Here is a 25400-nt window from a genome sequence, read left to right as displayed (position 1 = left end):
GGACAAGGCGTTGAGGGACGGGCTCCCCGTCCCTCAACGCCTTGTCCCTCAACGCCCCGTCCCTCAGCTCCTCGTCCTTCGGCACCCCGTCCCTCAGCGCCGCGTCCTTCAACGCCTCATTATCGGACACCAGTTCGATCCGATGAGTGGCCGACGACCGGTTCACATCCAGCGGCAGCACCGGCACCCCGCGCCGCCGCGCGTCCGCGAGCAGCAGCCGCTTGGGGTACATCCCCGGGTCATGGGTGAGCAGCCCGGCGTAGAAGGCGGCCGGATGGTGCGCCTTGAGCCAGGCCGACTGATAGGTCGGTACGGCGAAGGCCACGGCGTGCGCCTTGCAGAAGCCGTACGAGCCGAAGGCCTCGACGATCTCCCAGGTACGCGCGGTGACTTCGGGCGTGTATCCCCTGCGCCGGGTCTCCTGCTCGAACCAGATCCGGATCCGGCCCTGGGACTCGGGGTCGGAGAGCCCGCGCCGTACCTTGTCCGCCTCCTCCCGGCCGCAGCCGGTCATGATGTCCACCATCCGGATGATCTGCTCATGGAAGACGACCACCCCGTAGGTCTCGCGCAGCGGTTCCTCCAGATCCGGGTGCGGATAGCGGATGGGCGCCCGGCCGTGTCTGGCCTCGATGAACGGGCGCACCATGTCGGCCGCCACCGGGCCGGGCCGGAAGAGCGAGATGTCGACCACCAGATCGTGGAAGGTGGCGGGCTGGAGCCTGCCGACCAGATCGCGCTGGCCCGGCGACTCGATCTGGAAGCAGCCCAGGGTCTCGGCGGAGCGGATGAGCCGGTAGGTCGCCGGATCGCCCTCGGGGACCTGCCGCGGATCGTCGATGTCCACCCGCTCCCCGGTGGCCCGTTCGATCTCCGCGACCGCGTGCGCCATCGCCGACTGCATCCGTACGCCCAGCACATCGAGCTTGAGCAGCCCCAGCTTCTCCACGTCGTCCTTGTCGAACTGGGACATCGGGAAGTGCTCGCCGCTGGTCGGCACCACCGGGGTACGGCGCAGCAGGGAGGCGTCCGAGAGCAGCACCCCGCACGGGTGCATGGCGATCCCGCGCGGCAGCGCGTCCAGCGCCTCCACCAGATCCCAGAGCCGCCCGTGCTTTGCACCTTCCCGTTGACACTCCCTTGCCAGTTCCCGCAGCTCAGGCAGCTCGTCCATCGCCGCGCGGGCGTCCCGGGCGCGGATGTGCGGGAAGGACTTGGCGATCCGGTCGATCTCGGCCGGGTCCATGGACAGGGCCGCGCCCACGTCCCGTACGGCATGGCGCACCCGGTAGGTCTCGGGCATGGCGACGGCCGCGACCCGCTCGGGGCCGAAGCGGTCGAGGATCCCCCGGTAGACCTCCAGCCGCCGGGCCGACTCGACGTCGATGTCGATATCGGGCAGTCCGGACGGGCGCCGAGTGGAGAGGAAACGTTCCATCAGAAGGCCGTGCTCAACCGGATCGGCATGCGCGATCCCCAGCAGATGGTTGACCAGCGACCCGGCACCCGAGCCGCGCGCGGCGACCCGGACGCCCATTCCCCGTACATCGTCGACGACCTGCGCCACGGTGAGGAAGTACGGGGCGAAGCCCAGCTCCTCGATGGTGCGCAGTTCCGCGTCCATCCTGCTCCAGTACGTCCGGTGGCCGGGACGCCGGTCGTAGCCGCGCAGCACCATCCCGGCGACGCACCGCGAGCGCAGGACCCGCCCGACGGTACGGCGTTCCGCGCCGACCAGCCGGGGCTCGGGGAAGTGCACGGTGCCCAGGCCCAGATCGTCCTCGGGATCGACCAGACAGTCCGCGGCGGTCTCCTCGGTCAGCGCCAGCAGCCGCCGCGCGGTGGTGCGCCCGAAGCCGGCGGCCTCGGCGACCAGCTCGGCGGTACGGGCCATCGCGTCCGGGTCCTTGAGCCAGCGCTCCCCGCTGTCCAGGCCTCTGCGCGGGTCGATGGGGACCAGTCTGCGGGCCGAGTCGAGGACATCGGCGACCGGGCCCTGGCCGGGGTCGGCGTACCGTACGGCGTTGCTGAGCACCGGGCGTACGCCCTGCTCGGCGGCGAAACCGAGGGTACGGGCGGCGTGCCGCAGCGAGCCGGGGCCCGTGCCCGTACGCCCGTGGTACACGACTTCGAGCCGGAGCGCGTCGCCGTAGATCTCGCGCCAGGGCGCCAGCAGCCGGGCGGCCCGGTCGGGGCGGCCGGCCGCGAGGGCCCGGCCGGTCTCGGAACCGGGCCCGAGCAGCACGGTGAGATCCGCGCCGTGGTTGTCCTGCCAGGGCAGCAGCGGACCGGCGTCCCCGGCGGCGTGCGCGGTGGAGACGAGCCGGCAGAGCTGGGCCCAGCCGGCCGCGCCGTTGCGGGCGAGGAAGACCGCGCGGGGCGCGGACTCGTCGATGAAGGCGCCGCCGCGCACGGGGGTGCGCCGGCGCTCGGTGGGGCTCTGTTCCCGCACCCGCGCGCCCGGCGCCTCGCCCACCGCCAGCTCCGCCCCGAAGAGCGGCCGTATCCCCGCGGCCTCGCAGGCCTCGGCGAAGCGGACCGCGCCCGCGAGGGTGTCGCGGTCGGTCAGGGCAAGGGCGTCCATGCCCCGCTCGGCAGCGCGCTCGGCCAGCCGTTCCGGGTGGGAGGCCCCGTACCGCAGGGAGAACCCGGAGACGGTGTGCAGATGCGTGAACCCGGGCATCGCACCTCCTGGATCATCCGCTTCTCACCTCCCCGTCCCCACCATAGACCAAGTTTCGAACGTTCGTGCGAGAGGATGAACGAGAGGAAGGGCCCGGACCTCTCTCGGTGGTCCGGGCCCTTCCGGTTCTCGCGGATCCTCCGCGGCCGGCCCGCCGGCGGCGCAGATGGGCCGGGCCCGCTGCGGCCTGTCCGGCCGCGCGGGCCGGCCGGGAGGTCAGCCGATCTGCGCGCCGAATACGGTGAGCGCCTCCGTCACCGGCTGGAAGAAGGTCACCCCGCCCGAGGAGCAGTCGCCGCTCCCGCCCGAGGTCAGCCCGAGCGCGGTGTCGCCCGCGAAGAGCGAGCCGCCGCTGTCGCCCGGCTCCGCGCAGACCGAGGTCTGGATGAGCCCGTCGACGATGTCGCCGTTGCCGTAGTTCACGGTGGCGTCGAGCCCGGTGACCTGTCCGTCGTGCACCTGGGTGGTGGAGCCGCTGCGGGTCACCTGCTGGCCGACCGTCGCCTCGGCCGCCCGTGTGATCGGCTGGCTGGAGCCGTTGTACAGATTGACCTCGCTCGGGTGCGCGACATCGGCGGTGTACCGGACAAGGCCGTAGTCGTCGCCCGGGAAGCTGGACCCCTCGTTGGTCCCGATCTCGTTGCCCTGCGCGTCGGACCAGGTCTGGATGGCCTCGGTGCAGTGCCCGGCGGTCAGGAAGTACGGCGCGCCGTCCTTGACCACGTTGAAGCCGAGCGAGCAGCGCCCGCCGCTGCCCGTGATGGCGTCGCCGCCGGCGACGAAGGGTTTGAACTCCCCTGCCGTCTTCTTGAGTTCGGCCTTGCCGCCGAGCCCTTCCACCACTCCGCTGAGCCGGTCCCAGGCCTCGCCCGTGACCGTACGGTCGGCCGTGACGACCACCTTGTTGGTCACCGGGTCGAGTGCCCAGGACGTGCCGGGGACGGCCGCCCGGTCCGCGAGGGTCTGCCGGGCGCTCTTCAGCTCGGCCAGCGAGTTCTGGACCAGTCTGGCCCTGCCGCCGGCCTGACGCACGGTCTCCGCCGCCCGCTCGTCGACGACATTCATCACCAGGGCGCGGGACGTGGCGTCGTAGTACGAACCGGCCGCGTCGCCGCCCAGGTCCTCGCCGAGGGCGGAAGCGAGATTTCCGGCCGCGGCGGCTGTCAGGGACTTGACCGTGAACGTGGGTGTGTCCTCACTGGCGTTCGCAGTCTGGAAGGTCACCGCCGCGACGGCCAGCGCCACCGCGGCACCGCCCGCCATCGTCGCGCGCTTCCTGGATATACGCCGGTGTTCCAAAGTCGGCCTCCTGTGGGGGGACCGTGCCAGGGGCAAGTGGGGTGCCACGGCACGGAGGATGAGCCGCCCACTATTCCGAGACCGGCCAAGGGCACACAAGGCCGGTTTCAGGCCGGGCGAATGGCGGGTCCGCCCGGGCACGGGCCGTTCGGTGACCCGAGGTCAGAGAGCGCCCGTTCCATTCGCGAACACCCACTGCAACTCCCTTGTCATCAACGGGTGAGGACTAGTCCTGTCCTGAATCCGACCCCCAATGGCCGTGGATCGGCCTTATACAGGAATGGCCTTATGCAATCGGCCCCGGACCGGGACAATCGGCAGGGACCGGGCTTCTCGCGCAGAGGGCACGCACCTCTTGTGTGGACACCTACGACGAAAGGAGCGGAGGTTGCGACGTCGGGTGCGCGCGGCGGACGGGCGGCATCTGATGGTGGAGCGTCTGGGGGATCCGCGCGGCAGACCGGTATTCCTGCTGCACGGCACACCGGGCAGCAGGCTGGGTCCCGCCCCGCGCGGCATGGTCCTGTACCAGCGGGGGATGCAGCTCATCGCCTACGACCGCCCGGGGTACGGGGGTTCGGACCGGCTGGAGGGGCGCAGTGTGGCCGATGTGGCCCAGGACGTGGCGACGATCGCCGACGCCCTCGGGCTAGAGCGGTTCGCCGTCGCGGGCCGCTCGGGCGGCGCCCCGCACGCCCTGGCCTGCGCCGCGCTGATGCCCGACCGGGTGACCAGGACCGCGGCGCTGGTCACCCTGGCCCCGCGGGACGCGGCCGGGCTCGACTGGTTCGAGGGCATGACCGCCTTCAACGTACTGGAGTACACGACCGCTTCCCGGGATCCGGACGGCATGGCCGCGCGGCTCATCCCGCGCGCGGACGCCATCAGAAGGGACCCGGTGCGGCTGCTGGACGAGCTGCGCGGGGAGCTGACGGACTCCGACCGCATGGTGGTCTCGGACGCCGGGGTCAGGACGATGCTGCTGCGCAACTACCAGGAGGCGCTGCGGGGTTCGGCGTACGGCTGGATCGACGACGCCCTCGCGTTCTGCGGCCCGTGGGGGTTCGACCCGGCCGCCATCAAGGGCCCGGTGCTGCTGTGGCACGGCGAGAAGGACGTCTTCTCGCCGGTCGGCCACTCGCGCTGGCTGGGGGAGCGCATCCCGGGCGCGACGGTCGTCCTGGAACCGACCGCCGCGCACTTCGACGCCCTGCACGCACTCCCCCGTATCCTCACCTGGCTGCTGGAGGACGAACCAACAGCCGGATGAGAGCCGGATCCGGAGCCGCGCTCACACCGCCAGCGGCTCCAGGTCTCGGTACACCCTGCGGTCGTCCCGCGCGTACCGGGTCAGCGTGTGCTCCTCGCCCAGCAGCCTGGTCAGCTCCTCGACGGTCTCCAGGCGCAGCAGCACCGCCTCGTCCTTGCGTCCCAGCGCCCCCAGCGTCACACACATGTTGGAGGCGACCGCGAGCGTCTCGGGGTGGTGCGCGCCCAGCGTCACCCGCAGCCCCGCCACCGCGCTGCGCTCGGTGACCAGCGCCTCGTCCAGCTCGCCCAGGTCCGCCATGGCGTTGGCGAGGCCGACCGTACAGAACAGCGTGTACGGATGGTCGTCCCCCAGCACCTCCCGCATGGTCCGCAGAGCACCCTGGAGCAACTGCTCCGCCAGCTCCGGGGCACCGCACCCCCAGTGGTAGACACCGAGGTTGTTGATCGCGGCGAGGGTGTACGGATGCCGCTCGCCCGGCACCCGCAGATACTGGTCGACGACCTCCTGTGCCAGGTCCCTGGCCGCCACCGGCTCACCCGCCGCGAAGTGGTCGGCCGCCAGGTTCAGATCACAGGCGAGCGAGTCCGGGTTGGACTCGGAGCCGTACTTGGCCCGGTAGCGGTTGCGGGTGGCCGTGGTCAGCCGCCGCGCGTCCTCCAGCCGGTCGGCCCTGCGCAGCGACACGGCGAGGCTCTTGGCCGCGGCCAGGGTGCCGGGGAAGGCCCGGCCGAGCTGCTCCTTGTAGAGGGCGTACGTCCGGCTGAGCAGCGCGACCGAGTCCTCGTACCGCCCGATCTCACGCAGATCGCGCGCCAGGCTGGTGGCGGAGGAGAGGGTGTACGGATGCTCCGGGCCGTGCACCTCCGTACGCCGGTCGAAGACGTCCTGGTCCATCTCGCGCGCCTGCGCGTACCGCCCGACCATCCGCAGGTTCAGCGCGCGGTTGTTGGCGGCGGCCAGGGTCCTGGGGTGGGAGTCGTGGAAGATCCCGCTGAATCCCTCGTGCGCCTCCTTCGCCAGGTCCAGCGCCTTGGCGTACTCGCCGAGCGTGCCCAGGTCCATGGCGAGTCCGCTGGTGGTCATGTACGTGTGCGGATGGGTCGGCCCCAGGACCGTGCGCTGCCGGGCCAGGGTCTCCTCGTCCAGCTCGCGCGCCTCCACGTAACGGCCCTGCGAGCGGAAGATGTTGGAGAGATGGAAGCGCAGATACAGATACTGCGGATCGTCGTTGCCGAGCATCTCGCGCCAGCTTTCGCGCAGTTCGTTGGCGACCTCGGAGGCGGCCAGCAGATCGCCGCGCTTCCAGAGGTAGCGCACCCGGTCGATCATCAGCCGGCGGGTCTCCGGCCGCTTGCAGAGGCTGGCCTCGGAGGTGGCGAGATGCGGCCAGATGGTGGTGAACCGGTCCCAGGTGGCGGGGTTGTCGATCGGCTCGTCGCCGTCGGGCCTGGCGCCCGCGAGGATCCGGTGGACCGCGTGCCGGGCGTCCCGCTGCTCCTCCTCGCTGAGCTGCGCCCTGATGATCGCCTGGACCAGCCGGTGCACCTGGATGCTGTTGCCGACCTGGTCCACCTTGGCCAGCGCGAACCGGCCGATCTCCCGGATGACCCGGCCGAGGACCAGGGTCTCCTGGAGCGAGACGTCGTACGGCTTGAGCGCCTCGATCATCTCCTTGCTGTAGAGGAGGTTCGCGGAGATCGGCTCGGGGGCGAAGAAGGCGCAGAGCTGGAGCAGCCGCACGGCCGCGGGCGAGCGGTCCTTGAGCCGCTCGATGGAGATGTTCCAGGTCGCGGCGACCGGTTCCGGATAGCCCACCGGCTGGTTGAGCGCCAGCACACTGGGGGCCTGCTGGGCGAGCTGGTCCAGATATTCGGCGACGGGGGTCGCGGTCTCCGCGATCCAGGCCGCCGCCTGCTCGACGGCGAGCGGCAGATCACCGACGGCGGTGGCCACCTTGTCGGCGTCCTCGGCGGAGAGCCCGGGCGCCCGTCGCTGGAGGTGCTCGACGGACTCCTCGCGCAGAAAGACATCGACGGGCAGCGCGTCGCCGTACTGCGACCAGCTCTGGTTGCGCGAGGTGACCAGGACATGCCCGGGGCCGCCCGGCGGGAAGAACCGCTGGAGCTGCTCGGGGTCGTCGGCGTTGTCGAAGACCAGCAGCCAGCGCGACGAGGGCACCCCACGCCGCAGCAGATCCACGGCCTCCTGGGAGGCGGCGGCCATGTCGTCGCCGCCCTGGGCCCCGAGCCGTACGGCCAGTTCGGCGAGGCCCGCCACCACATCGGCGGTCTGCTCGGCCGAGATCCACCACACCAGGTCGTAGTCGGCCATGAAGCGGTGTACGTACTCGAGCGCCACCTGGGTCTTGCCGATCCCGCCGAGCCCGTACAGGGTCTGCGGCTGCGGCAGCACCACCGCCATTCCGCCGCCGAGCTGGTCGCGCATCCGCTCCAGGACGAGGGAGCGCCCGGTGAAGCCGGGGTTGCGGGCCGGCGCGTTCCAGATCTTGGGCACGGTGCCGGGGAAGCGCGGGCCGGGCGCGACCGCGTCGGTGAGCGGTCCGGGACGGTCCAGCGCGCGCAGCAGCGCGATGGTGGCGTGCGCCTCGTCCAGCCGGAAGAGATCGACGGGGTTGCGGTCGATGTACGGGGTGGTGAGCCGCACATCGCCGACCCGCAGCGGCACCAGCCTGCGCCGCGCCCCGCCCGGGTCCTCGGACGCGGCGCGCGACCACACCTCCACGGCGCGCGCGGACTTGAGATAGGCGCTGGAGAGCAGCACGACCGTACGGCCGGCGTTCTCGACGACCGAGTCCCCGCCGCCCGGAGGGCTGGCCGAGACATCGCGCGGGACGACCCGGAAGCCCGCCCGGGTGAGCACCGACTCGGTCCAGTCGGCCCACATCCGGTTCTCCGCCACATAGCTGAGGAAGAGATCGGCGGGCTGCGCGGGCCTGCGGCGGGTGAAGGCGTCCCTGATCCGCAGCCGGGTCTCCTCGGCGACCGTGGGCATCGAGGTGATGGCGCCGTCGGTGACATAGGTGGTCAGCCGCTCGAAGGCGGAGAGCAGCGAGTTGCTGAGCCCGGCCTCGTCGCCGAAGGTCGCGAGGGTCTCCTCGTACGCGTAGTAGGGGCGGTACGGAATCTCCACCGCGCCCCAGTAGGCGGTGAGTGCCTCCCCGCTGAGCCCGCCGGGGAACCGGTCGAACTTGAACCGGGCCAGCGCGCGCCCGGCGTCGGCCTTCTCCTTCTCCCCCTCGTCGATCCGCATCGGTACGGGGAAGATCCGGATGCCGCGCCCGCCGTACCGCTCGTCGATCTGGCGGGCCACCGCGGCGGCGCCGTCGATCGACTGGTCGCTGAGGGTGAAGCAGTCGACGAGGACGTCGGGGAGATGGACGGTGCAGATGTCGGCGATGTCGCTCAGCCCGGTCCTGCTGTCGATGAGGACGTAGTCGTAGTGCGCCTTCATGTCGTCGCGCAGGGCGTCGAAGAAGTGACCGCCGCCGAGCCGGTCGTAGAAGTTGTCCCAGTCGAAGGTGGAGACGGTCGCCGAGTACTCGCGGTTCTGCCGGCCCGCGGAGACGAAGTCGAGCGTGCCGCCCTCGGGGAACTCCCAGCCCAGGCTCTCCGGGGAGAGCGAGACGGCGTGCGGCTGGATACGCGCGTAGTCACGGTGCCAGTCGTCGGGGCGGTCCACCGGGCTGGTCGCGGCCCAGGCGTACTCGGTGATCAGATCGATGACACCGGTGGTGGCGCCGAGGGTGGAGGGGTCGAGGAAGGGGTGGAAGAACCGGTGCAGACCGGGTGCCTCCAGGTCCCAGTCGACGGCGAGGACCCGCCGTCCGTTGGCGGCGAGGATCCATGCCGTGTTGGCCAGGGCCATGGTGCGGCCCGTACCGCCCTTGTACGAGTAGAAGGTGACGATGCGTCCGTCACGACGTTCGGTCATCCGTGTCCTCCGCATCGGGCGCCAGGTCGTGCGTCTCGGGTATGTAGTGCGTCGTCGCGTACTCGGCGGCCATCGGGCCGCGCAGCCGCGGCCGTTCGGTGTGGCTGCCGCCGGCGGGCGGATAGACCGCCGCGTGTCTCAGATACTGCTGGGCCGCCGCCTCGACCACCTGCGGCAGGATCTGGCCGAAGGCCTCCATGCTGGGCACGCCCTTGGCGGCGGCCCGGCAGGCGGCCCGGCCCTGGCCCATCTTCTTGGGCATGGTCCGCTCCAGCTCACCGCTCAGCTCGGCCTCGGCGGCCCTGCTCTGCTGGTCGTCGCGGTTCCACGGCACGACGACGCTCACCCAGGGCCGGTGTTCGGCGTCGAAGGCGGCGAGCCGCTCACGCTGTTCCTCGTCGCGCAGCGCCCACCGGTCGACCAGCAGGATCTCCGGCCGGGTGGGCGACTGTTTGCCGCCGTCCTGCGGTACGGGCACCTCGTCGAACGAGATGATGTCGGCCTGGTAGTTGAGGGAGCGCACCAGATCCCGGGCCACATAGGCCAGCGGCCGTACGGAATCGGGGTGATACGGATTCCAGTCCTGGGCCATGCCCCCGTAGTAGTGCGGAGTTCTGCCCGTCGGAAGATCATGACGGGTGGGCGCGGCCACGGTGACCTGCATCGGGCGCGGTCCGCCGCTCGTGCCGAAAGCGCTGGGCACGTTCCGGTAGTCGACCGGGCGGCCCGGGCTGACGGCGGCGGTGTCCGCGACACTGACGATGCGTTTGGCGAGTTCGTAGACGGCCCGTTCGTACTCCTCCGCGAATATCCGGAGTTTGATCAGACCGTAGAGTCCGTCGGTGACATAGCGGTCCCCGAAGTCACGGTGATTGAACTGCAATCGCTCGGCGGGGCCCGGCAGTTGCCGGGGCGGCACCGGCACCCACAGCGCCGGCACGATCGCCTCCGCCGTGCGATTGCTCTTGGCCTGTTCGTAGATGACCCGCTGGGCGAAGGCGAACCACTCCTTGCCGCACATCTCGCTGGCGAAGTAGCGCGGCGAGAACAGCGGCACGAACACCCGGCAGGTGGCCAGCACTTCGGCCAGCCGCTCCGACCAGCCCTCCCCCGAGCGCATCTCCCGGTCGATGAACCCCGCCTGTGCCCCGGCCGGCAGATCGGTCATGGCCATCACATGGGCGCACAGATCCCGGAAGAGCCGCTCGACCCACATGTCCGGATCCGGTCCCCCCGCACCGTCCCTCGGCGTATGGGCGTAACTGAGAAAGAAATACGGCCGATGGTCAGCCGCTCGCTGCTGCGATGACGCTTGCACACGACCCCCGTCCTGTGTGAGCACCCACATCCGCGAAACCCGGAAGGTCACGGAGATGAGCGAACCAATCCTTCCGGAAACGAGCCCGCTTCCTCCCCATGCCGTTCGGTCAATCAATGCCGCTTTTCAGTCATCCACGACTCGGCGTGGTCGACCGCGTCCGTGATCGAGAAGGACCTCGCAGCTGCTCCGCCGAGCTGACCCTTGCGCTCCAGTCCCCAGGGGAATGACGCGCCGATCGCCTCGAAATCACTGTCGTCGAGGTTGACGTCCTCATATTCCACCCACTGCGCCCCGTTGTCCGGCCCTTTCACCACACAGTGATAGGAACGCATGGTCGCGCCCGTGCGGTATTCGGCGAGATGGAATGCCGTACAGGCCTCGAACCCCACATTCACCATCAGCACCCGCGCCTCCGCGCGGACGAGCGCGCCGAGCGGTGAGTCCTCCCCGAGATGGCTGTGCAGGGGGTGGAAGGCGAGCAGTTCCGCGGCCCGCCGTCCGATCGCGGCGAAGGAGGACTGCGGGTGCGCGCTGCGGACGGCCCCGGGAGCGGTACGTACGGACTCGGCCAGCCGGCCCATCGCCGTGCAGGGCGTGGTCAGCGGGTCGAAGGCGGGCATCCGCGACCGGAAGGCCGCGGCCTGCCTGCGGGTCATGCCCTGGATCTGCGCGTAGTGGGCCGCGGAGGTGTCGGAGTTCTCCTCGGTGAAGGCGGGCACGACGAGGGTGCCCTCCGGGCCGAGCGCGGTCAGCAGGGCCGTACGGAGGGTGTCGGCGTCCAGCCCCGTGCCGTGCAGGGACGCGTGGACGAGCAGGGTCGTCCCTTCCGTCACTCCCAGCTCGGCCAGTTCACCGGCCAGCGGGCCGGCGGTCGTCGTCTCAGCCACGGTCGGCCTCTTCCCTGAGTACGGCCAGCAGGCTCTTCCCGCCGACGGTGAGTTCGGCCGCGTCCTGGAGCGTGTCCAGGGCGCGGCGGGCTTGGTCGCGATGGCGGGGATCGTACGCGGCGAGCCCCACCCTTTCGTACGCGCCCGCCAGCAGCGCCGACAGCGGCACCGGCTCCTCCTGCCAGGGCGCGGGCCTGAGCCATTCGCCGTCCAGCGCGTAGAGGTCGGTGACCTCGGTCAGCGCCCGCAGCCGGGCCCGGCGGAGACCGCGCAGCAGCGCGGGCGCCAGCTCTTCGGCGCCGCCTTCCAGGGGGACGCCCAGCGCGCCGTGGCCGTGGTGGCCGGGCGCGCGGGCCGGGGTGTCCGCGGTGAGCAGGGGCGTCAGGGTGGACAGTGTGCGCCCGGCCTCGGCGGTCTGCTCGGGCACGGTGTCCCCGAGCAGGCGCCAGGCCGCCGCGAGCCGGTCGCTCCAGCCGGCCGCCGCCTCGTCCCCGAGCCCGGGGTGGACGGGGGTGCCGAAGCAGTCGCGGTACGGGTCGAGATCGTCCAGCGCGAGGACGGGCACTCCGTCGCGGCGGAGGTGCCGGACGGGGCGCCAGTACGGGGTGGTCCCGCCGGGGTGTCCGACGAGCAGCTCGGCGGTGGGGGTGCGGACCAGGAAGCCCTGTTCCACGGCGCGCACTTCGGCCTCGCCGCCGGTGCCCGTCCGGAGGGTGCCGAGGGTCGGCAGATGGAGTACGCCGTCGGTGAGGCCGACCCGTACGGGCAGATCCAGGCGGCCCCGGACGACCGCCGCGGCCACGTACGACCGGAGCCGGAGCGCGGTGTCGAGCGCGCCGGGCCGCGCCTCGCGCAGGGCGGCCATGGCGTCTATCAGCCAGGTACGGGTGTAGGGGTGGGCCAGCACCTCGTCGAGCCCGTCGGAGTGCTGCTCGACAGCGCCCGCCAGCTCCCAGGCCTCCTGCCATTCCGCGCCGCCCCTGCCGCCGAGTTCGGCGTGCAGTCCGGCCAGCAGCGAACGGGTCAGCTCCTCCTGGGCGACCATCAGTTCACCGGTGTCGGCGAGGGCGGGCGAGACCGAGGCGGCGGCCGTACGGGACTCGATCCCGCGGATCAGAGCCTCCAGATCGGCGCAGTAGACGGAGGTGTTGTCGAAGCCGCCCGGGGCGCCGGTGCCCGCCTCCGCCGGTTCCGAGCGGTAGCGGTGCGTGTAGAGACCGCCGCCACAGGACCGTACGACCGGGCACTCCCGGCAGGTCTCGCTCACCCCCGCGAGCCCGAGCTGCCGGGTCCGTACCCCGGGGTGCGCGGCGACCTCGTCGAAGGAGTGCGAGAAGACGTCGAAGCCGGTGGCCGCCGCTCCTTCGTAGGCGCTCTTGAGGGAGTCGACCTGCTCCAGCGCGCCGTCGGTCTCCACCACGACCAGATCGGTGGGGGCGAGGCCCAGCGACTCGGTGAGGCTGGGGCCGCCGCTCAGGGTGGAGAGCACCGACTCGAAGAGCCGTACGGGCATCGGCCGGCCCTGGGCGTCCCAGCGGTCGAAGACGGTGAGCAGCCAGTCGGCGTACTCGGTGGGCGATCCGCCGGGGCGCGGCGGCGGCTCGTCCCAGGTGGCGTGCGGCAGCAGGAAGTCGATGCGCGGCGGATCGAGGGCGGCCAGCGCGTCGTACACCGCGACCGGGTCGTTGGCCGCGTCGACGGTGCAGAGCAGTCCGAGGTCGAGCGGGCGGTAGCGGTCCTGGCGCAGCAGGGCGACGGCCTTGAGGACCTGGGAGTGGCTGCTGCGGCCGTCCGCGAAGCGGCGGTGGCGGTCATTGGCGGCCCGGTCGCCGTCGAGCGAGATTCCCACCCGTACCCCGAACTCCTCGAAGAGGTCGAGATAGCGGGGGCTGAGCTGGAGGCCGTTCGTATGGATCCGCAGATCGAGCGCGGCGACTCCGTCGAGAGCCCTGGTCAGCTCCTCGCAGACGCGCCGTAACCGCGCCGGCCCCGCCAGCAGCGGCTCCCCTCCGTGCAGGATCACTGACACGGAGGGCAGAGCATGAGCCTTGGCGTGCTCCGCCAGTCGCAGAGCCGTCCATGAGATCGCCTCGTCAGAGATTGTTCTGGGGCGCGTGCGCCAGCTCTGATCGGCGTGCTCGTAGATGTAACAGTGGTCACAGGCAAGGTCACACCTGCTGTGGACCTTCAGAACGATCTCGCGAAAGGGGACCAGGGGTCCTGTCATTACCCCAGTCTAGAACGTAGTTGGGGCGGTCGTTGTTGTGGCGTCATTGCCCCGGTATTGCCCCGGTACTAGAGGGCAGAATTGAAGCTGGAAACGCGCGCGGTGCGGTCGGTGGGCATGGGCAGTACGCGTCCGAGCTTCTTGGCGACACCGGCGTCGCGTACATCGATCTCTGCGAGAGGGGTCCGGTTCTTCTTCGCAGTGGCGAAGGTGACAGAGGTCTGGTAGGTCACGACGGCCGTCCTTGGTGATGTGGTCCGAAGAGGAGACACCGCACCGTTGCAGTGTCAGCGGCTCGACTTTACTCTCGTGAGCCCGAGCGGCAAATCGGCGCGTGGGGCCGAGACGAAAGCGTTGCGAGGAATTCACGGGGCGGTGCGGAACACACCGTTCCGCCTACTGGGTGACAACAAAACAGCAGACGGGGGCGCGCATGGCCGAGTTACGCGGACCACTGCACAGCATGGTCTTCCGAAACGCTGATCTGCCGGTTCTCTTCCATCACGCGGACGCCATAGCCATCGCGCGGCAGCGGGAGGCCATCAGGGCGACCCGCCTCCAGTTGCTGCTGCTCGTCGTGGGCGCGGCCCTGGCGGCGCTGCCCTGGCGGGGGTCGCTGGGGGGCTCGTTCCAACTCATCGGCGCACTCAGCGCGTTGGCGTACGCGGGTGTGCTTCTGCTCACCTTCCGCTCCGCGGGCCAGCGAGCAAAGTCGCATTGGCAACTCAACCGCTCCGCCGCGGAGTTCATCAAGTCGCTGTCCTGGCGGTACGCCGTCCATGGCGCACCCTTCGACTCCGGAGCCGCCGACCCGGCGGGACTGTTCACGGAGCGGATGGAGGCGGGACTCCAGGAGCTGAAGAAGGTCGGCTGGGAGGACCCGCGCGACGACACGGGCGGCGGACGCGGTGTCATGGGGGTGATGGGGCCGGTGGGAGAGCTGATCACGGGTCCCATGCGGCTGCTGCGCGAGAAGCCGTACACCATCCGCAAGGAGACCTATGTCAGGGACCGGCTGATCGAGCAGCGCAACTGGTACCACCGCAGAACGGTCGTCTCGCGCCGCGCCACCACGCTCTGGTCGGTCACCATCTCCGTACTGACCCTGCTGGCGCTGGTCCTGGCCACGCTGCGGACCTTCTCGGTCACCGAATCGTCGTCCGTGCTGGGGGTGTTGTCGGCGTCGGCTGCCGCCTGTCTGGCATGGAGCGAGATCCGCCGGCACCAGCCCCTCATCTCCGCGCACTCGCTGGTGGAGGAGGACCTGGCGGCGATGCACACCGCGATGGAGACGATGGTGACCGAGGAACAGTGGTCGAGCGCGGTGTACGAGACCGAGCGCATCGTCTCCCCCCAGCACACCGACTGGCTGGTGCGGCACCGGAGTTGAGGATCATCGTCCCCCATGGCCTGTCCGACTCACCGACCGCGGCCAGGACAAGCGTTCGTCGTGCTCGTCGGAAGGCCTAAGGGGCTTGCGGGCAACCGCTGAGGGGCCGATGCGGTTCCACAGCCCCCGGACCGGCGCAGACGCGCAGCGCGCGCTCCACATACCGACCGTCGAGGGAGTAGTAGAACCAGTCGACTTCCCCGCCACGGTCAAGCCGCGCCCGCGCGTCGGCGAGCGCGTCCCCGGGCAGCGGATCCCTGGCGGCGCGCGGGTAGTCCCGGAGCGCCGCCTCCAGCCAGGCGAACGCCTCGTCGGCGGTGGCATGCGTGGCGAGGACGCTTGCGGCGTCCGCGATCCGCTTCAACTGAACGTCGACGCTGATCGGCTGGACATCGGCGCGGGGTGGCTCCCGGACGTCGCGCCGCAGTGCGGAAAGACCAACCCGGGGGCCGGTCCAGGCGTATCCGTGCCAGTGCATTGAAAAAGGGGTCTCCAGGTTGGAGATGAATAGTGAGCCCGTCGTCGGCCGACGCCGAAAGGGGACGGGACGGCCACCGGCGGGGCAGCCGCTCGCTCACCGGCCCCCGGCCCCGCTGACCGCGGGCGGGGCGTCATAGCGTCAGAGTCTCCGCAGCCAGGGCATCGTGCAGCAGCGTGGGGTCGGTCAGGCAGCGCGACACGGTCAACGGCCTGATCCAGCGGAGACGGCGGGACTCGTCCGTGAATTGCGGAGGCGGTACCGCCACGAACGTCGCAACGCCCAGCGGCACAACCTGCTCCGGCGGAAGGTCCCATGCGTCTGCGGCGCCCGGAGTCACCAGCCAGTAGAAGACCGACCCGTACGAGTCCTGGATGACTGCCCCGCTGGTGTCGGCCAGGCGCTTGATCACACGCTCGCCGACATCGGCGCGCACCCGTACGGCGTCCCAGTACCGCCCGGCGGCCACCAGTTCCACGGCCGGACCGGCAGGCGGCACCCACGGCTCCGGGACCGGCGCTCCTCGCACGCCCGGCTCCGCCCCTCCGGCGCGGCCCAGGTGCTCGCACAACTCCAGGACGGACCGGGCCAGACAGTGCGCGTGACGCCCCGGCCCGAGCACCCCCGGGTCTGCAGCCACACGCCGCCGCGCCTCCTCGATGCCTGCCGGGGAGAAGCGCCCCAGACGCTCCTCCGCCTCCGGGATCAGCAGCGCCAGGTGTGCGCGCAGCCGCCGGATGGCCGTCTCCAGGTCCTCGTCCGGCAACCGGGCGCCGAAGTCAAGCGCATGCTCTGCCGTGGCACGCATAGTGGCGAAATCGAGCGGAGGGGATTCGAGGTCGGAAGCGGCTGTTCCGGCTGTGGATGCAGGCATGTCGACACTCTTTCTAGGTCTGGCGTTGGCCAAGCCCCGAGACCGTGTCTGCGGTCGCCGGGGTGTCGTAGGGATGCTCAGGGCTGGCCCTGGCAGCGATGGGGCAACCCGTTCGGGAACGTGCGAACGTTGCGCGGCGCGCCGGAACACGGCTTCCAACGCACGACGCAGGTCATCGACATCGGTGTGCAGTCGACCGTGACTCGGCGGGATCAGCCAGTAGGCACCGGGAGGCGACTGGCATTCGTCCGGCGGCAGAGCAATGGAGCCCTCAGCCAGCGCGACCGTCCTGGGCAGATGCCACTCGCTGCTGCTTCCCGGCGAAACGACGAAGAGCACGACAGGCGTCGGCGCCAGCTCGACCGCAACGGCTCCCGGAGCGGCAATCTGCTCCAGAGCCTGGAGCGCGTAGAAACGGTCCATGCGTACGAGATCGGAGTCCATCGCGAGCGCGGTCTTCGTACGTGACGGCGGGCGCCTGATCTTCATGTGCTTCATCTCCGTGGCGATCGCTGAGTGGTAGTGCGACCGTACGGAGGCGGCGGGGAGTCAACCCGAACTCTCAGTTCGGGTGAACCCACAGTTCGGGACAGTCAGATGACCCCAAGCCTGTCAGCCAGCTCGGTGACCTGCTGCTTGTACGTGGGCCGAACGCGCTTCCGCAAGCCCGCCACGAGACCACGCGCTTGCGGACTGTGAGCCAGATCCTCAGGCGCCAGACCCTCCAGGCCGAGGAGATGGACGTAGACGGCGGCATCCTCGCGGCGGAGGTCGTAGCAGCGAGCTACTTCCAGTCCGAAGGTAAAGCGGCGCTCGCGGGAGGGTAATCCGGTGGTGTCGAGGTGATCGGCCAGCCTCAGTGCCTCCGCCGCCTCACCCGCCAGCATCTCGACGCTCATGGCGTGAAGCTCGACGTTGGTCGGTCCAAATACCGTTCGCTGTACGTTGCCCTCACCGGCCTCGTCACCAAGGGGAGCGGCCCTCTTCTCCAGCCGTTCCCGGGCCTGCCACCAGTTGCGCTGCCGGGCATCGGAGACCACAGCCACCAGTTCCAAGGCACCCTGCACAGCCGTCAGTTCAAGAGTGACCGCTTCGCTCTTGATCCGATCCACTGCTGCCAGCGCCACGTCTTTCGCCTCCCCCACAGCACCATCCCGCTCGTCCGACAGCAGCACATGCCCGAGGTTCCACTGCGCAGCGGCAATGCGCACCGGATCGTCGGCGTCCTCAGCGGCGCGGATGGCCCGGTCGGCGGCCATGAGCGACAGATCCAGGCGACCGGTTCGACGGCAGTAGGATCGCAGCAGGCCGTACAGATCTGCGGCCGTACGCAGGACATCTCGTCGAACGGCGGGATCGGTGCCGCGGCGGTACGCACGCAGCGCGTGCTCGACATCCTCGATCAGCGCTGGAAAGGTCACCTCAGCCTCGGTGAACCGCTCCTTGCTCGTCTGCCAGGTCCGCCATGCCTGCTCCACCCGCTCTCTCAGATCGGCCGGGGGCACGACTGGCGTGCTGACGGGTGGCCGTCCGTATCCCATGAGGGCGCGGGCGACATCGGAGGCGGTCCGGTCCGTGGGTACGGGCTCGGGGCCGGGGGTGTCGCTGAGGAGCGCGGCGATGGGCACACCCAGCTCGGAAGCCAGCCGGGACAGGACGTCCGCCGAGGGAGTCTTCTGACCGTTCTCGATCAGCGAGAGGTAGCGCTCGGTGATACCGCACAGACCGGCCACCACAGCTTGGCTGCGGTGGCCGTTGGTCTTGCGGTAGTACTTGACCCGGTCGCCAACGCGGAATCCTGGAAAGCCCGTCACGCGGTCACCTTTACCTGGTTGTACCGCCAGCGTAGGGCTGAAACCTGATTTCGTGACAACTTGTAACGGTCAGAGAACTGTTGGAGGCCGAATGGTGAGGCTGGTGCTGTGGGACATCGACCACACGCTGATCTCGACACGGGGCGTGGGGCGCGAGCTGTCTGCCGCCGCGTTCCACAGGACAACCGGCTTGCCGATGCGCGAGCAGGCGAAGATCGATGGCATCACGGAGCCCGTGATCTTCCGGGAGACTGCGAGGCTCCACGGTTTGACCACAGACCGCGGGGACTTCGAGCGATTCGCAGAGGCCCTGGCGGAAGAGCATATGAAGCACTCCGCCGAACTGCGCGAACGTGGTCATGCGCTCCCAGGAGCCGCAGCCGCACTGGACGCGCTGGCCTCGTCACCGGGCATCATCCAGACAGTGGTGTCCGGGAACGTCCGACCGGTCGCCGAGATCAAGCTCGGCGTATTCGGCCTGGACCGGCATATCGCTTGGGAACTGGGGGCTTACGGCGAAGACGCGGACGAGCGCCCTGAACTCGTCCATCAGTCCCTGACACGGGCCAACTGCTCGCCGAGCAATGCCGTACTGATCGGCGACACCCCCGCAGACGTAGGGGGTGGCACGGCCAACGGAGTGCGTGTGATCGCCGTCGCGACCGGGCGGAGCACCGAGGAGGAACTGGGGGCAGCAGGCGCTGACGTCGTCCTGGCCAATCTGCGGGACACCGCTGCGCTCGTACGCGCCGCTGGCGTTCACAGCCCGGCATAGTGCCCCGCACAGGGCGAAGAAGCCGCCTGTGCCCGGCCTAAGAAGCGGACGGAGGGGGCATCGTGCGTGCAGGGTCAGGGCCTCGGCCGGTACGGGCCCGCTCGCCGTGGGCTGTCGCGCGCCGGCCGGGTCAGGCGCGTTCGACGCCCTCGCACCAGATCACCGTCACCGGCTTCCCGCGCTCGCGCGCGTAGCGCACGATGTCTCCCGTGCCGCCGAGGCCACGGGCCGGGAGGCCGTCCCACACGGCCAGCAGCCGGTCGCAGTGGTCCGCGATATAGGTGCCCGCCGCGTAGTAGGCCTCGTCGGTCGAGTGCGGGAAGGCCATCCGGACCTCCGCCGCCGCGCGGTCCCTGAGCCGCCGGTAGCCGGCGAGTTCGGCCGGGTCGTCGAAGCCGTCCTCGTAGTCACCGCTGGGAATGACGACGGTGAGCCGGGCGCCGCGGTCGAGGGCGAGCACCGCGAAGAGCTGGTCCGCGCCCGCGGCCAGACTGGAGAGCGCTTCCAACGAGCCCTTCTGGCCGTGGAGTACGGACTGGATGGCGGCCCGTATATGGGCGTAGGCCTCGGCGGGGATGTTCCGGTGACCGGTCACTCCGATACGTTTCACTGCCCACAGCCCCCGGTCCTTCTGCGGCCGACCACTCCGACAGTGTCTCAGAGTGGCCCGGAAAATCAGCCGGTCCGGCGATTGAGGTCACAGTGCGGCGGTCCGCCCGGCGTGTGAGGGCGCGGCGCAGGGATGTGCCGGCGCGTGCGGACACCGGAACTAAGGGCTGTCCCGTAATCGCTGGTGGGTCAGCGCGCGGCGTCAGATGCGGTGCATCGCAAGGCGGAGGGACGTCCCCATACTGGGCGTATGGGGATGTTCCGACAACGCAGCGAGGTGCCGTGCCAGGCGTCGCGGGCCCGCGAAGACCGGCCGGACAGGGCCTAGCGCCCGTCAGTACACGCTCACCCCGTACGCGCCCAGGACCGGGATGATCGGCTGGAAGTACGACGTGCAGCCGGACCCGCCCGAGAGCACACCGATCGCGATGCCTCCCGAGTAGAGGGGCGCGCCGCTCTCGCCGGGATAGGTGCAGATGTTGGTGCGGATCAGCCCGGTGACGGTCTGCCCGCCACCGTAGTTGACGGTGTTGTTGAGGCTGATCACCGTACCGGAACGGACACCGCCGACCGGCCCGTGGAAGGTGACGGACATCCCGACCGTGGCGTTGCCCGCGCCGGTGATGTCGACCGTACCGACCGTGCCGGGGACGGGCACCGAGGGATTGGTGTACCGGACGAGGCCGAAGTCACGGCTGGGGAAGGTGGTTCCGGCGGTGGTGCCGAGGAGTGTGGTCCCCGAGGGGTCCGCGTACCAGGTCGAGGCGCCGCTCGTGCAGTGTCCCGCCGTCACGAAGTAGTACGTGCTGCCGCTGACGACATTGAACCCGGCCGCACAGCGCGCGCCCCCGGAGTAGACGGCGTCGCCGCCGGAGAGGTGCGGGGCGAGGGTGCCGACCGTGCGCTCGAAGCGCAGCGCGCCCGCGTGCGGGCCGGCGGCCCGCTCGATCGCGGCGATCTCACCGGCCGAGACGGTACGGTCCGCGGTGACGACGACCTCGCCGGTCGCGGGGTCCGTGTGCCAGGCGGTGCCCGCCACCCCGGCGGCCAGCACCGCGTCCCCGACGGCGGCGGACCGGTCGGCGCCGGTCCCGGCGGCGGTGTGCGCGCTCGCGGCGGGGATGGCGAGCGCCACGGCGGCGAGCAGTCCGGTGACGACGGCGAGCGTACGAGTGCGTCTGAGCCCGCCCGCGCGGCGGTTGGTGCGCTTGGTCCTCACTTGGCGTCCCTCCCGAGGGAATCGGGGGCCCTTCATCGGGTACGGGCCCGTGAGACGCGACCGGGCGTCGGCCGTCGTACGAACGAGACGGCCCGCGGCCCGGTCGGCGCTGCTCGGGAGTATCAGCGGCCCCAACTCCCCACGCAAGAGCCGCTTTTGGCCTTGCGGCCGGTACGGAGGCGGGGTCGGCCCGCGGTGCTGGTCAGCCTTTCCGTACCGGTTCCGGAAGCCCCAGATGCGACCGCAGCGTGCCGCCCTCGTACTCCGTACGGAAGACCCCGCGCTCCTGGAGCAGCGGTACGACCTGGTCGACGAAGTCGTCGAGTCCGCCCGGTGTGAGATGCGGTATGAGGATGAAACCGTCCGCCGCGTCCGTCTGGACGAAGGTGTCGAGCGCCGCCGCCACGGTCTCCGGGGTGCCGATGAAGGACTGCCGTGCGGTGGTCTCGATGACGGTCTGCCGGATCGACAGCCCCTTCGCCTCGGACAGCGCCCGCCACCCGGCCGCGACCGCCGCCGGGTCGGCGACCCTGACCCGGCCCTGGACCAGCCTGGAGTCCGGGTCGGGGTCGATCGCGGGCAGCGGTCCGTCCGGGTCGTACGCCGAGAGGTCACGTCCCCAGACCTGCTCCAGCGCGAGGATCGCGTTCTGCGGGGAGACCTGCTGTCTGCGGATCCCGGCCGCCCGCTCCTGTGCCTCCGCGTCGCTGTCGCCGAGGACGAAGGTGACCCCCGGCATGATCTTGAGGTCGGCCGGTTTCCTGCCGTACGCCGCCAGTCTGGCTTTGATGTCGGTGTAGAAGGCGCGGCCCGCCTCCAGTGTGCCGTGCCGGCTGAAGACGATGTCGGCGGCGGACGCGGCGAACTCCCTGCCCTCCTCGGAGTCGCCGGCCTGGATCACCACGGGATGCCCCTGCGGGGAGCGCGGGACGGTGAACTCCCCCTCGATCTCGAACTGCGGCCCCGAGTGGGCGAAGCGCCGGGGCGTGCCGTACGGGGAGCCGGGCCCCGGGTCCGTCCAGGAGTCCCACAGCTCACGGGCGGTCGCGACGAACTCGGCGGCCCTGGTGTAGCGGTCGGCACGGTCGAGATAGCCGCCGCGCCGGAAGTTCTCCCCGGTGAAGGCATCGGACGAGGTCACCACGTTCCAGGCGGCCCGGCCCCCGCTGAGATGGTCGAGGGTGGCGAGCCTGCGGGCCAGTTCGTACGGCTCGTTGAAGGTGGCGTTCACGGTGGCGGCGAGGCCGAGCCGTCCGGTGACGGCGGCCAGCGCGCTCAGCACGGTGAGCGACTCGGGGCGGCCGACCACGTCCAGATCGTGGATCAGGCCCTTGTGTTCGCGCAGCCGCAGCCCTTCGGCGAGGAAGAAGAAGTCGAACTTCCCGCGCTCGGCGGTCCGTGCGAGATGCTCGAAGGACGAGAAGGCGATCTGCGACCTTGAGCGGGGGTCGGCCCAGACGGTGGTGCTGTTGACCCCCGGGAAGTGGGCGGCGAGATGGATCCGCTTGCGGTCGGCGCCCGTGCGGACCGTGCCGGTGTCCCTGGCTCTCCCGGCGGCGGTGCGCCCGGTGCGCCCGGTGCGCCCGGTGGCGGTACAGGCGGCGCTCCCGGCAGTACGGGCAGCGCTTCCGGCAGGGGCGGCGCTTCCGGCGGCGGTACGGGCCGCTTCGGTCGGGTCGGTGCTCATCGGGCTCCCCCGGCGGACGCGTACGGGTTGGCCGGGCGCGCGAGACCGAGATGTTCGCGGAGCGTGCCGCCCGGATGGAAGGTGCGGAACAGGCTGCGGTGCTGGAGCAGCGCCACGGTGCCGTTCACCAGCCGTTCGAGATCGCGGCGCGGTTCGGCGGGCGTGAGGTGGAAGCCGTCCACCGCTCCGGCGCCGTGCCAGCCGGCGATGAGTTCCGCGAGACCGGCCGGGCCGCCGCGGTAGTGCGGTCCGCCGGCGCCCACGGTGGTGTGCGGGGCGCTCTCCAGGCCCGGGTCCAACGGCCGTTCGCCGTCGCCGAGATGGACGGTGAGCGCGGCCAGCACCCGCAGGGTGCCCGGGTCACGGCCATGGGCGGCGGCGCGCGCCAGGAGCTGCTCGCGCAGGGCTGTCGCCTCCTCGGGCCGGCCGGCCCCGATCAGCACCACATCGGCATGGCGCACCGCGGTCTCGGCGGCGGGGTCGGCGGTGCCGTCGGCGACGACGACCGGATGGCCCTGGGGCGGCCTCGGCACGATGGACGGACCCCGGACGCTGAACCCGGTTCCCTCGAAGTCGACATAATGCAGCTTGTCGCGGTCGATGAAACGCCCTGTCGATACGTCGCGAATCTCGGCGTCGTCCTCCCAGCTGTCCCAGAGCCTGGCGCTCACCTCGGCCACCTCGCCCGCCTCCTTCCACAGCGCGGCGGCGGGCGCGGCCCGGCGGCGGCCGAAGAGCCGCGCCTCGGCCGGGGTGGCGGACACCCCGACGAGCCAGCCGGCCCGGCCACGGCTCACCCAGTCCAGGGTCGCGAGGGCCGTGGAGACATGGAACGGCTCGGTGTGGGTGGTGGTGACGGCCGGCACCAGACCGATCCGTTCGGTGGCGGGCGCGACCCGGGAGAGCACGGCGAGCGCGTCGGGGCCGGGGCGCCCGAAGGAGTCCTGGAGGGTGATGAAGTCGAGGGCGCCGCGCTCGGCGAGCCGGGCGAGATCGACGTACCACTCGGCGTCGTAGTGCGGCGGCCCGCCGATCTCGGCGGCGAGATGCAGGGATCGGGTGGCGGACATGACGCGCCCTACCTTTCGGCTGCGGACGGGCCGTTCCCGGCCGGTCCGGCGGTCGAGGGCACGGGGCGCGAACCGTCCGGCGAACCGGGGCCGGTGTCCGGAGCGCCGCCTGAAGCGTCCGAGGGACCGGTCTCCGGCGCGCCACAGCCGGGGCCGGTGTCCGGGTTGCCGCCGGGAGCGTGCGAGGCGCCGGTACGGAGGGGCAGCTCGGCGAGCAGGGTGAGCGCGGCCCGCGCGGTCGCGTCGTTCTGCCGGAACGCCGGCCCGCCGGTCCTGGGCCGGGTGAAGGCCCCGCTCGACCGGGCGGTGGTGTACGGGCCGAGCGCGAAGCGCCGCGGATGCGGGCGGCCGTCGCGCTCCAGCAGCCGTCCGTCGTCGGGGTCGACCCGCACCAGGCCGGCCCCCGAGGTGGTGGCCGCCCCCTCCTCGTACAGCGCGCGCAGCAGCGGACTGCGGGTGCGCTCGGGCGAGGGGTCGGGGAGCCGGGCCTCGACCAGAGCGCGCGCCTCGACGTACTGTCCGGGCACTCCGGGGCTGCCGGCCCGGAAGACACCCTGCCGCTCGTCGGCCTCGACGGTCATGTCCGGGCCGAGGAAGCGGACGACCCCGGCCCGGGAGAGCGCGAGCAACTGGCGCAGCCTGGGCCCCGGCGGGCCGGAGGCGAGATAGCTGAAGAAGCCGTGCCAGGGGCCGTCCATGTCCCCGAGATCGCCGAGGCGCATGAGCTGCCCGTAGATCGAGAGCAGCCCGTAGAAGACGGCGAGGTCCGCACTGTGGGACGGATCGTGTCGACGGGTGAGATCCGCGTGTATGTAGTCGCGCAGCGCGTCCTGAAGAGCGTCGTACGAGGAGAAGCGCACCCCGTCCAACGGCCGGTCGAGGGCGTCCAGATCGAGCCGGTCGGCGGGGTCCGGTACGGCGGTGGCGACCAGCGCGTCCAGCTCCGGGCTGCCGGGGTCTGCCGCCGCGTACTTCTCCTCGAAGTCGGTCCAGCCGACTCGGGTGCGCTCGGGGTGGGCGGTGAAGAGCCGGTGGTAGTGGGCGAAGCCGAGCTCCTTGTCGACCAGCGGCCGGATGTCGCGCCGGTAGTCCAACGGCCCAGGCCCGGCGGCCAGTTCGTCGATCTGCCCGGGCCCCAGAAAGCGCGGCAGCGGCGGGCGTTCGCCGTCCAGACCGTAACCGATCTTGGAGTGGTACGGGACACCGCGCCGCGACCCGACGTACAGGACCGGCTCCCGCCCGGAGGGATGGTACGTCAGCTCCTCGCCGTGCTCGTCGGCGCCATGCCCACCCGCGTCCCCCGAGTAGCGTCCGCCGCGGCCTTCGGTGAGCAGCACCATCAGATCGACGAAGGCGAGTCCGAAGCCGCGGACGATCACGGGTTCGGCGGCCGGCAGAGCGGAGAGATCGCTGTCGGCGGTGAAGTCGGGCGGCAGATGGATCAGCCCGTGGCGCTCCGCGAAGGCGCTCAACTCCCGCTGTTCCGCGTCGGGTTCGCCGTCGAGATGCCCGAGGGTGAGGACGACGAGATCGGCGAGCAGCGGTTCGGTGCGGCCCTCCAGCCAGACGCGCTGGCGTCCGCCGCGCGGTCCCGTGACACGCAGGGCGTGGGTGCGGTGCGGGTGGAGGGTGATGCCGGAGGGCAGAGCGGCGACGGTCTGTTCGTACACCCAGCTCAGATAGGCGCTCTGCACCTGGCGGCTGGGGAAGGTCTGCCTGGTCAGCCCGGTGACGGCGGCACGCAGCCCGGGTCCGTCCTGGCCGGGTCTGTCCTGCCCGGACCCGGTGTGCGCGGACCGCGCTTGCCCGGTCCCACCCCGCGCCGTCGCGCCCTGCCCCGTCC

At 71.1% G+C, this 25400-nt stretch carries 18 protein-coding genes; 3 read left to right on the top strand and 15 right to left on the bottom strand.

Annotated features, from left to right (window positions below):
- Together dnaE and WH07_RS21560 are read right to left on the bottom strand one after the other, a co-directional pair.
- A partial coding sequence (dnaE, locus tag WH07_RS21565; protein WP_052744509.1) for a DNA polymerase III subunit alpha occupies positions 1-2683 on the bottom strand: 2683 nt, incomplete at its 3' end.
- Positions 2684-2899: 216 nt separating this feature from the next.
- A complete protein-coding gene (locus WH07_RS21560; RefSeq protein WP_046502510.1) occupies positions 2900-3982 on the bottom strand; it encodes a S1 family peptidase in 1083 nt (360 codons plus the stop codon).
- 388 nt (positions 3983-4370) lie between these two features.
- Between WH07_RS21560 and WH07_RS21555 the strand changes: the two genes are divergently transcribed.
- A complete protein-coding gene (locus WH07_RS21555; RefSeq protein WP_046502507.1) occupies positions 4371-5252 on the top strand; it encodes an alpha/beta fold hydrolase in 882 nt (293 codons plus the stop codon).
- Positions 5253-5273: 21 nt separating this feature from the next.
- Here the strand turns inward: WH07_RS21555 and fxsT are convergent, their stop codons facing one another.
- The 5 genes from fxsT to WH07_RS38965 all read right to left on the bottom strand — a co-directional run bounded on the left by fxsT (position 5274) and on the right by WH07_RS38965 (position 13874).
- Positions 5274-9206 (bottom strand): FxSxx-COOH system tetratricopeptide repeat protein, encoded by a 3933-nt coding sequence (fxsT, locus tag WH07_RS21550; protein ID WP_046502505.1) that lies wholly within the window; start codon positions 9204-9206, stop codon positions 5274-5276.
- A complete protein-coding gene (fsxC, locus tag WH07_RS21545) occupies positions 9190-10554 on the bottom strand; it encodes an FxsC protein (RefSeq protein ID WP_157877405.1) in 1365 nt (454 codons plus the stop codon). Before fsxC ends, fxsT begins: the two co-directional genes overlap by 17 nt.
- A gap of 83 nt (positions 10555-10637) precedes the next feature.
- Positions 10638-11414: an aminoglycoside N(3)-acetyltransferase gene (locus tag WH07_RS21540; RefSeq protein WP_046502500.1), complete on the bottom strand. Its 777-nt coding sequence runs from the start codon at positions 11412-11414 to the stop codon at positions 10638-10640.
- A complete protein-coding gene (fxsBH, locus tag WH07_RS21535) occupies positions 11407-13641 on the bottom strand; it encodes a radical SAM/SPASM protein FxsBH, inactivated beta-hydroxylase extension form (RefSeq protein ID WP_198533853.1) in 2235 nt (744 codons plus the stop codon). Before fxsBH ends, WH07_RS21540 begins: the two co-directional genes overlap by 8 nt.
- A gap of 68 nt (positions 13642-13709) precedes the next feature.
- On the bottom strand, positions 13710-13874 hold the full coding sequence (locus WH07_RS38965) for an FXSXX-COOH protein (RefSeq protein WP_106409647.1): 165 nt from the start codon (positions 13872-13874) through the stop codon (positions 13710-13712).
- 230 nt (positions 13875-14104) lie between these two features.
- Between WH07_RS38965 and WH07_RS21525 the strand changes: the two genes are divergently transcribed.
- Positions 14105-15031: a DUF4231 domain-containing protein gene (locus WH07_RS21525; protein ID WP_046502495.1), complete on the top strand. Its 927-nt coding sequence runs from the start codon at positions 14105-14107 to the stop codon at positions 15029-15031.
- A 76-nt stretch (positions 15032-15107) separates the two neighbouring features.
- Here WH07_RS21525 and WH07_RS21520 read toward each other — a convergent pair whose 3' ends face one another.
- The 3 genes from WH07_RS21520 to WH07_RS21510 all read right to left on the bottom strand — a co-directional run bounded on the left by WH07_RS21520 (position 15108) and on the right by WH07_RS21510 (position 18197).
- Positions 15108-15509, bottom strand: coding sequence for a hypothetical protein (locus WH07_RS21520; protein ID WP_046502491.1), 402 nt, complete (start codon positions 15507-15509; stop codon positions 15108-15110).
- Between the two features lie 133 nt (positions 15510-15642).
- Positions 15643-16383, bottom strand: a complete 741-nt coding sequence (locus tag WH07_RS37860) for a DUF6415 family natural product biosynthesis protein (RefSeq protein WP_157877404.1) — start codon at positions 16381-16383, stop codon at positions 15643-15645.
- Between the two features lie 593 nt (positions 16384-16976).
- Positions 16977-18197, bottom strand: a complete 1221-nt coding sequence (locus WH07_RS21510; protein ID WP_046502488.1) for a helix-turn-helix domain-containing protein — start codon at positions 18195-18197, stop codon at positions 16977-16979.
- A 91-nt stretch (positions 18198-18288) separates the two neighbouring features.
- On the opposite strand from WH07_RS21510, the gene WH07_RS21505 reads away from it, so the two are divergent.
- Positions 18289-18972, top strand: coding sequence for an HAD family hydrolase (locus tag WH07_RS21505; protein ID WP_046502486.1), 684 nt, complete (start codon positions 18289-18291; stop codon positions 18970-18972).
- 130 nt (positions 18973-19102) lie between these two features.
- On the opposite strand, the gene WH07_RS21500 is transcribed toward WH07_RS21505, so the two are convergent.
- The 5 genes from WH07_RS21500 to WH07_RS21475 all read right to left on the bottom strand — a co-directional run.
- On the bottom strand, positions 19103-19582 hold the full coding sequence (locus tag WH07_RS21500; protein WP_046502482.1) for a hypothetical protein: 480 nt from the start codon (positions 19580-19582) through the stop codon (positions 19103-19105).
- A gap of 333 nt (positions 19583-19915) precedes the next feature.
- Positions 19916-20800 carry a S1 family peptidase gene (locus WH07_RS21490; RefSeq protein ID WP_046502477.1) on the bottom strand — a complete coding sequence of 295 codons (885 nt, stop codon included), beginning with the start codon at positions 20798-20800 and terminating at the stop codon, positions 19916-19918.
- A 202-nt stretch (positions 20801-21002) separates the two neighbouring features.
- Positions 21003-22301 carry an NtaA/DmoA family FMN-dependent monooxygenase gene (locus WH07_RS21485; protein ID WP_046502514.1) on the bottom strand — a complete coding sequence of 433 codons (1299 nt, stop codon included), beginning with the start codon at positions 22299-22301 and terminating at the stop codon, positions 21003-21005.
- 182 nt (positions 22302-22483) lie between these two features.
- Positions 22484-23557, bottom strand: coding sequence for an LLM class flavin-dependent oxidoreductase (locus tag WH07_RS21480; protein WP_046502474.1), 1074 nt, complete (start codon positions 23555-23557; stop codon positions 22484-22486).
- An 8-nt stretch (positions 23558-23565) separates the two neighbouring features.
- The coding region (locus WH07_RS21475; RefSeq protein WP_106409646.1) for an FAD/NAD(P)-binding protein at positions 23566-25400 on the bottom strand (1835 nt) is incomplete at its 5' end.

Origin of the sequence: Streptomyces odonnellii (genome assembly GCF_000981895.1) — a bacterium.
Taxonomy (GTDB): domain Bacteria; phylum Actinomycetota; class Actinomycetes; order Streptomycetales; family Streptomycetaceae; genus Streptomyces; species Streptomyces odonnellii.
Note: the sequence above shows the minus strand (reverse complement) of the source record. Positions and strands in the feature narration are given on the sequence as shown.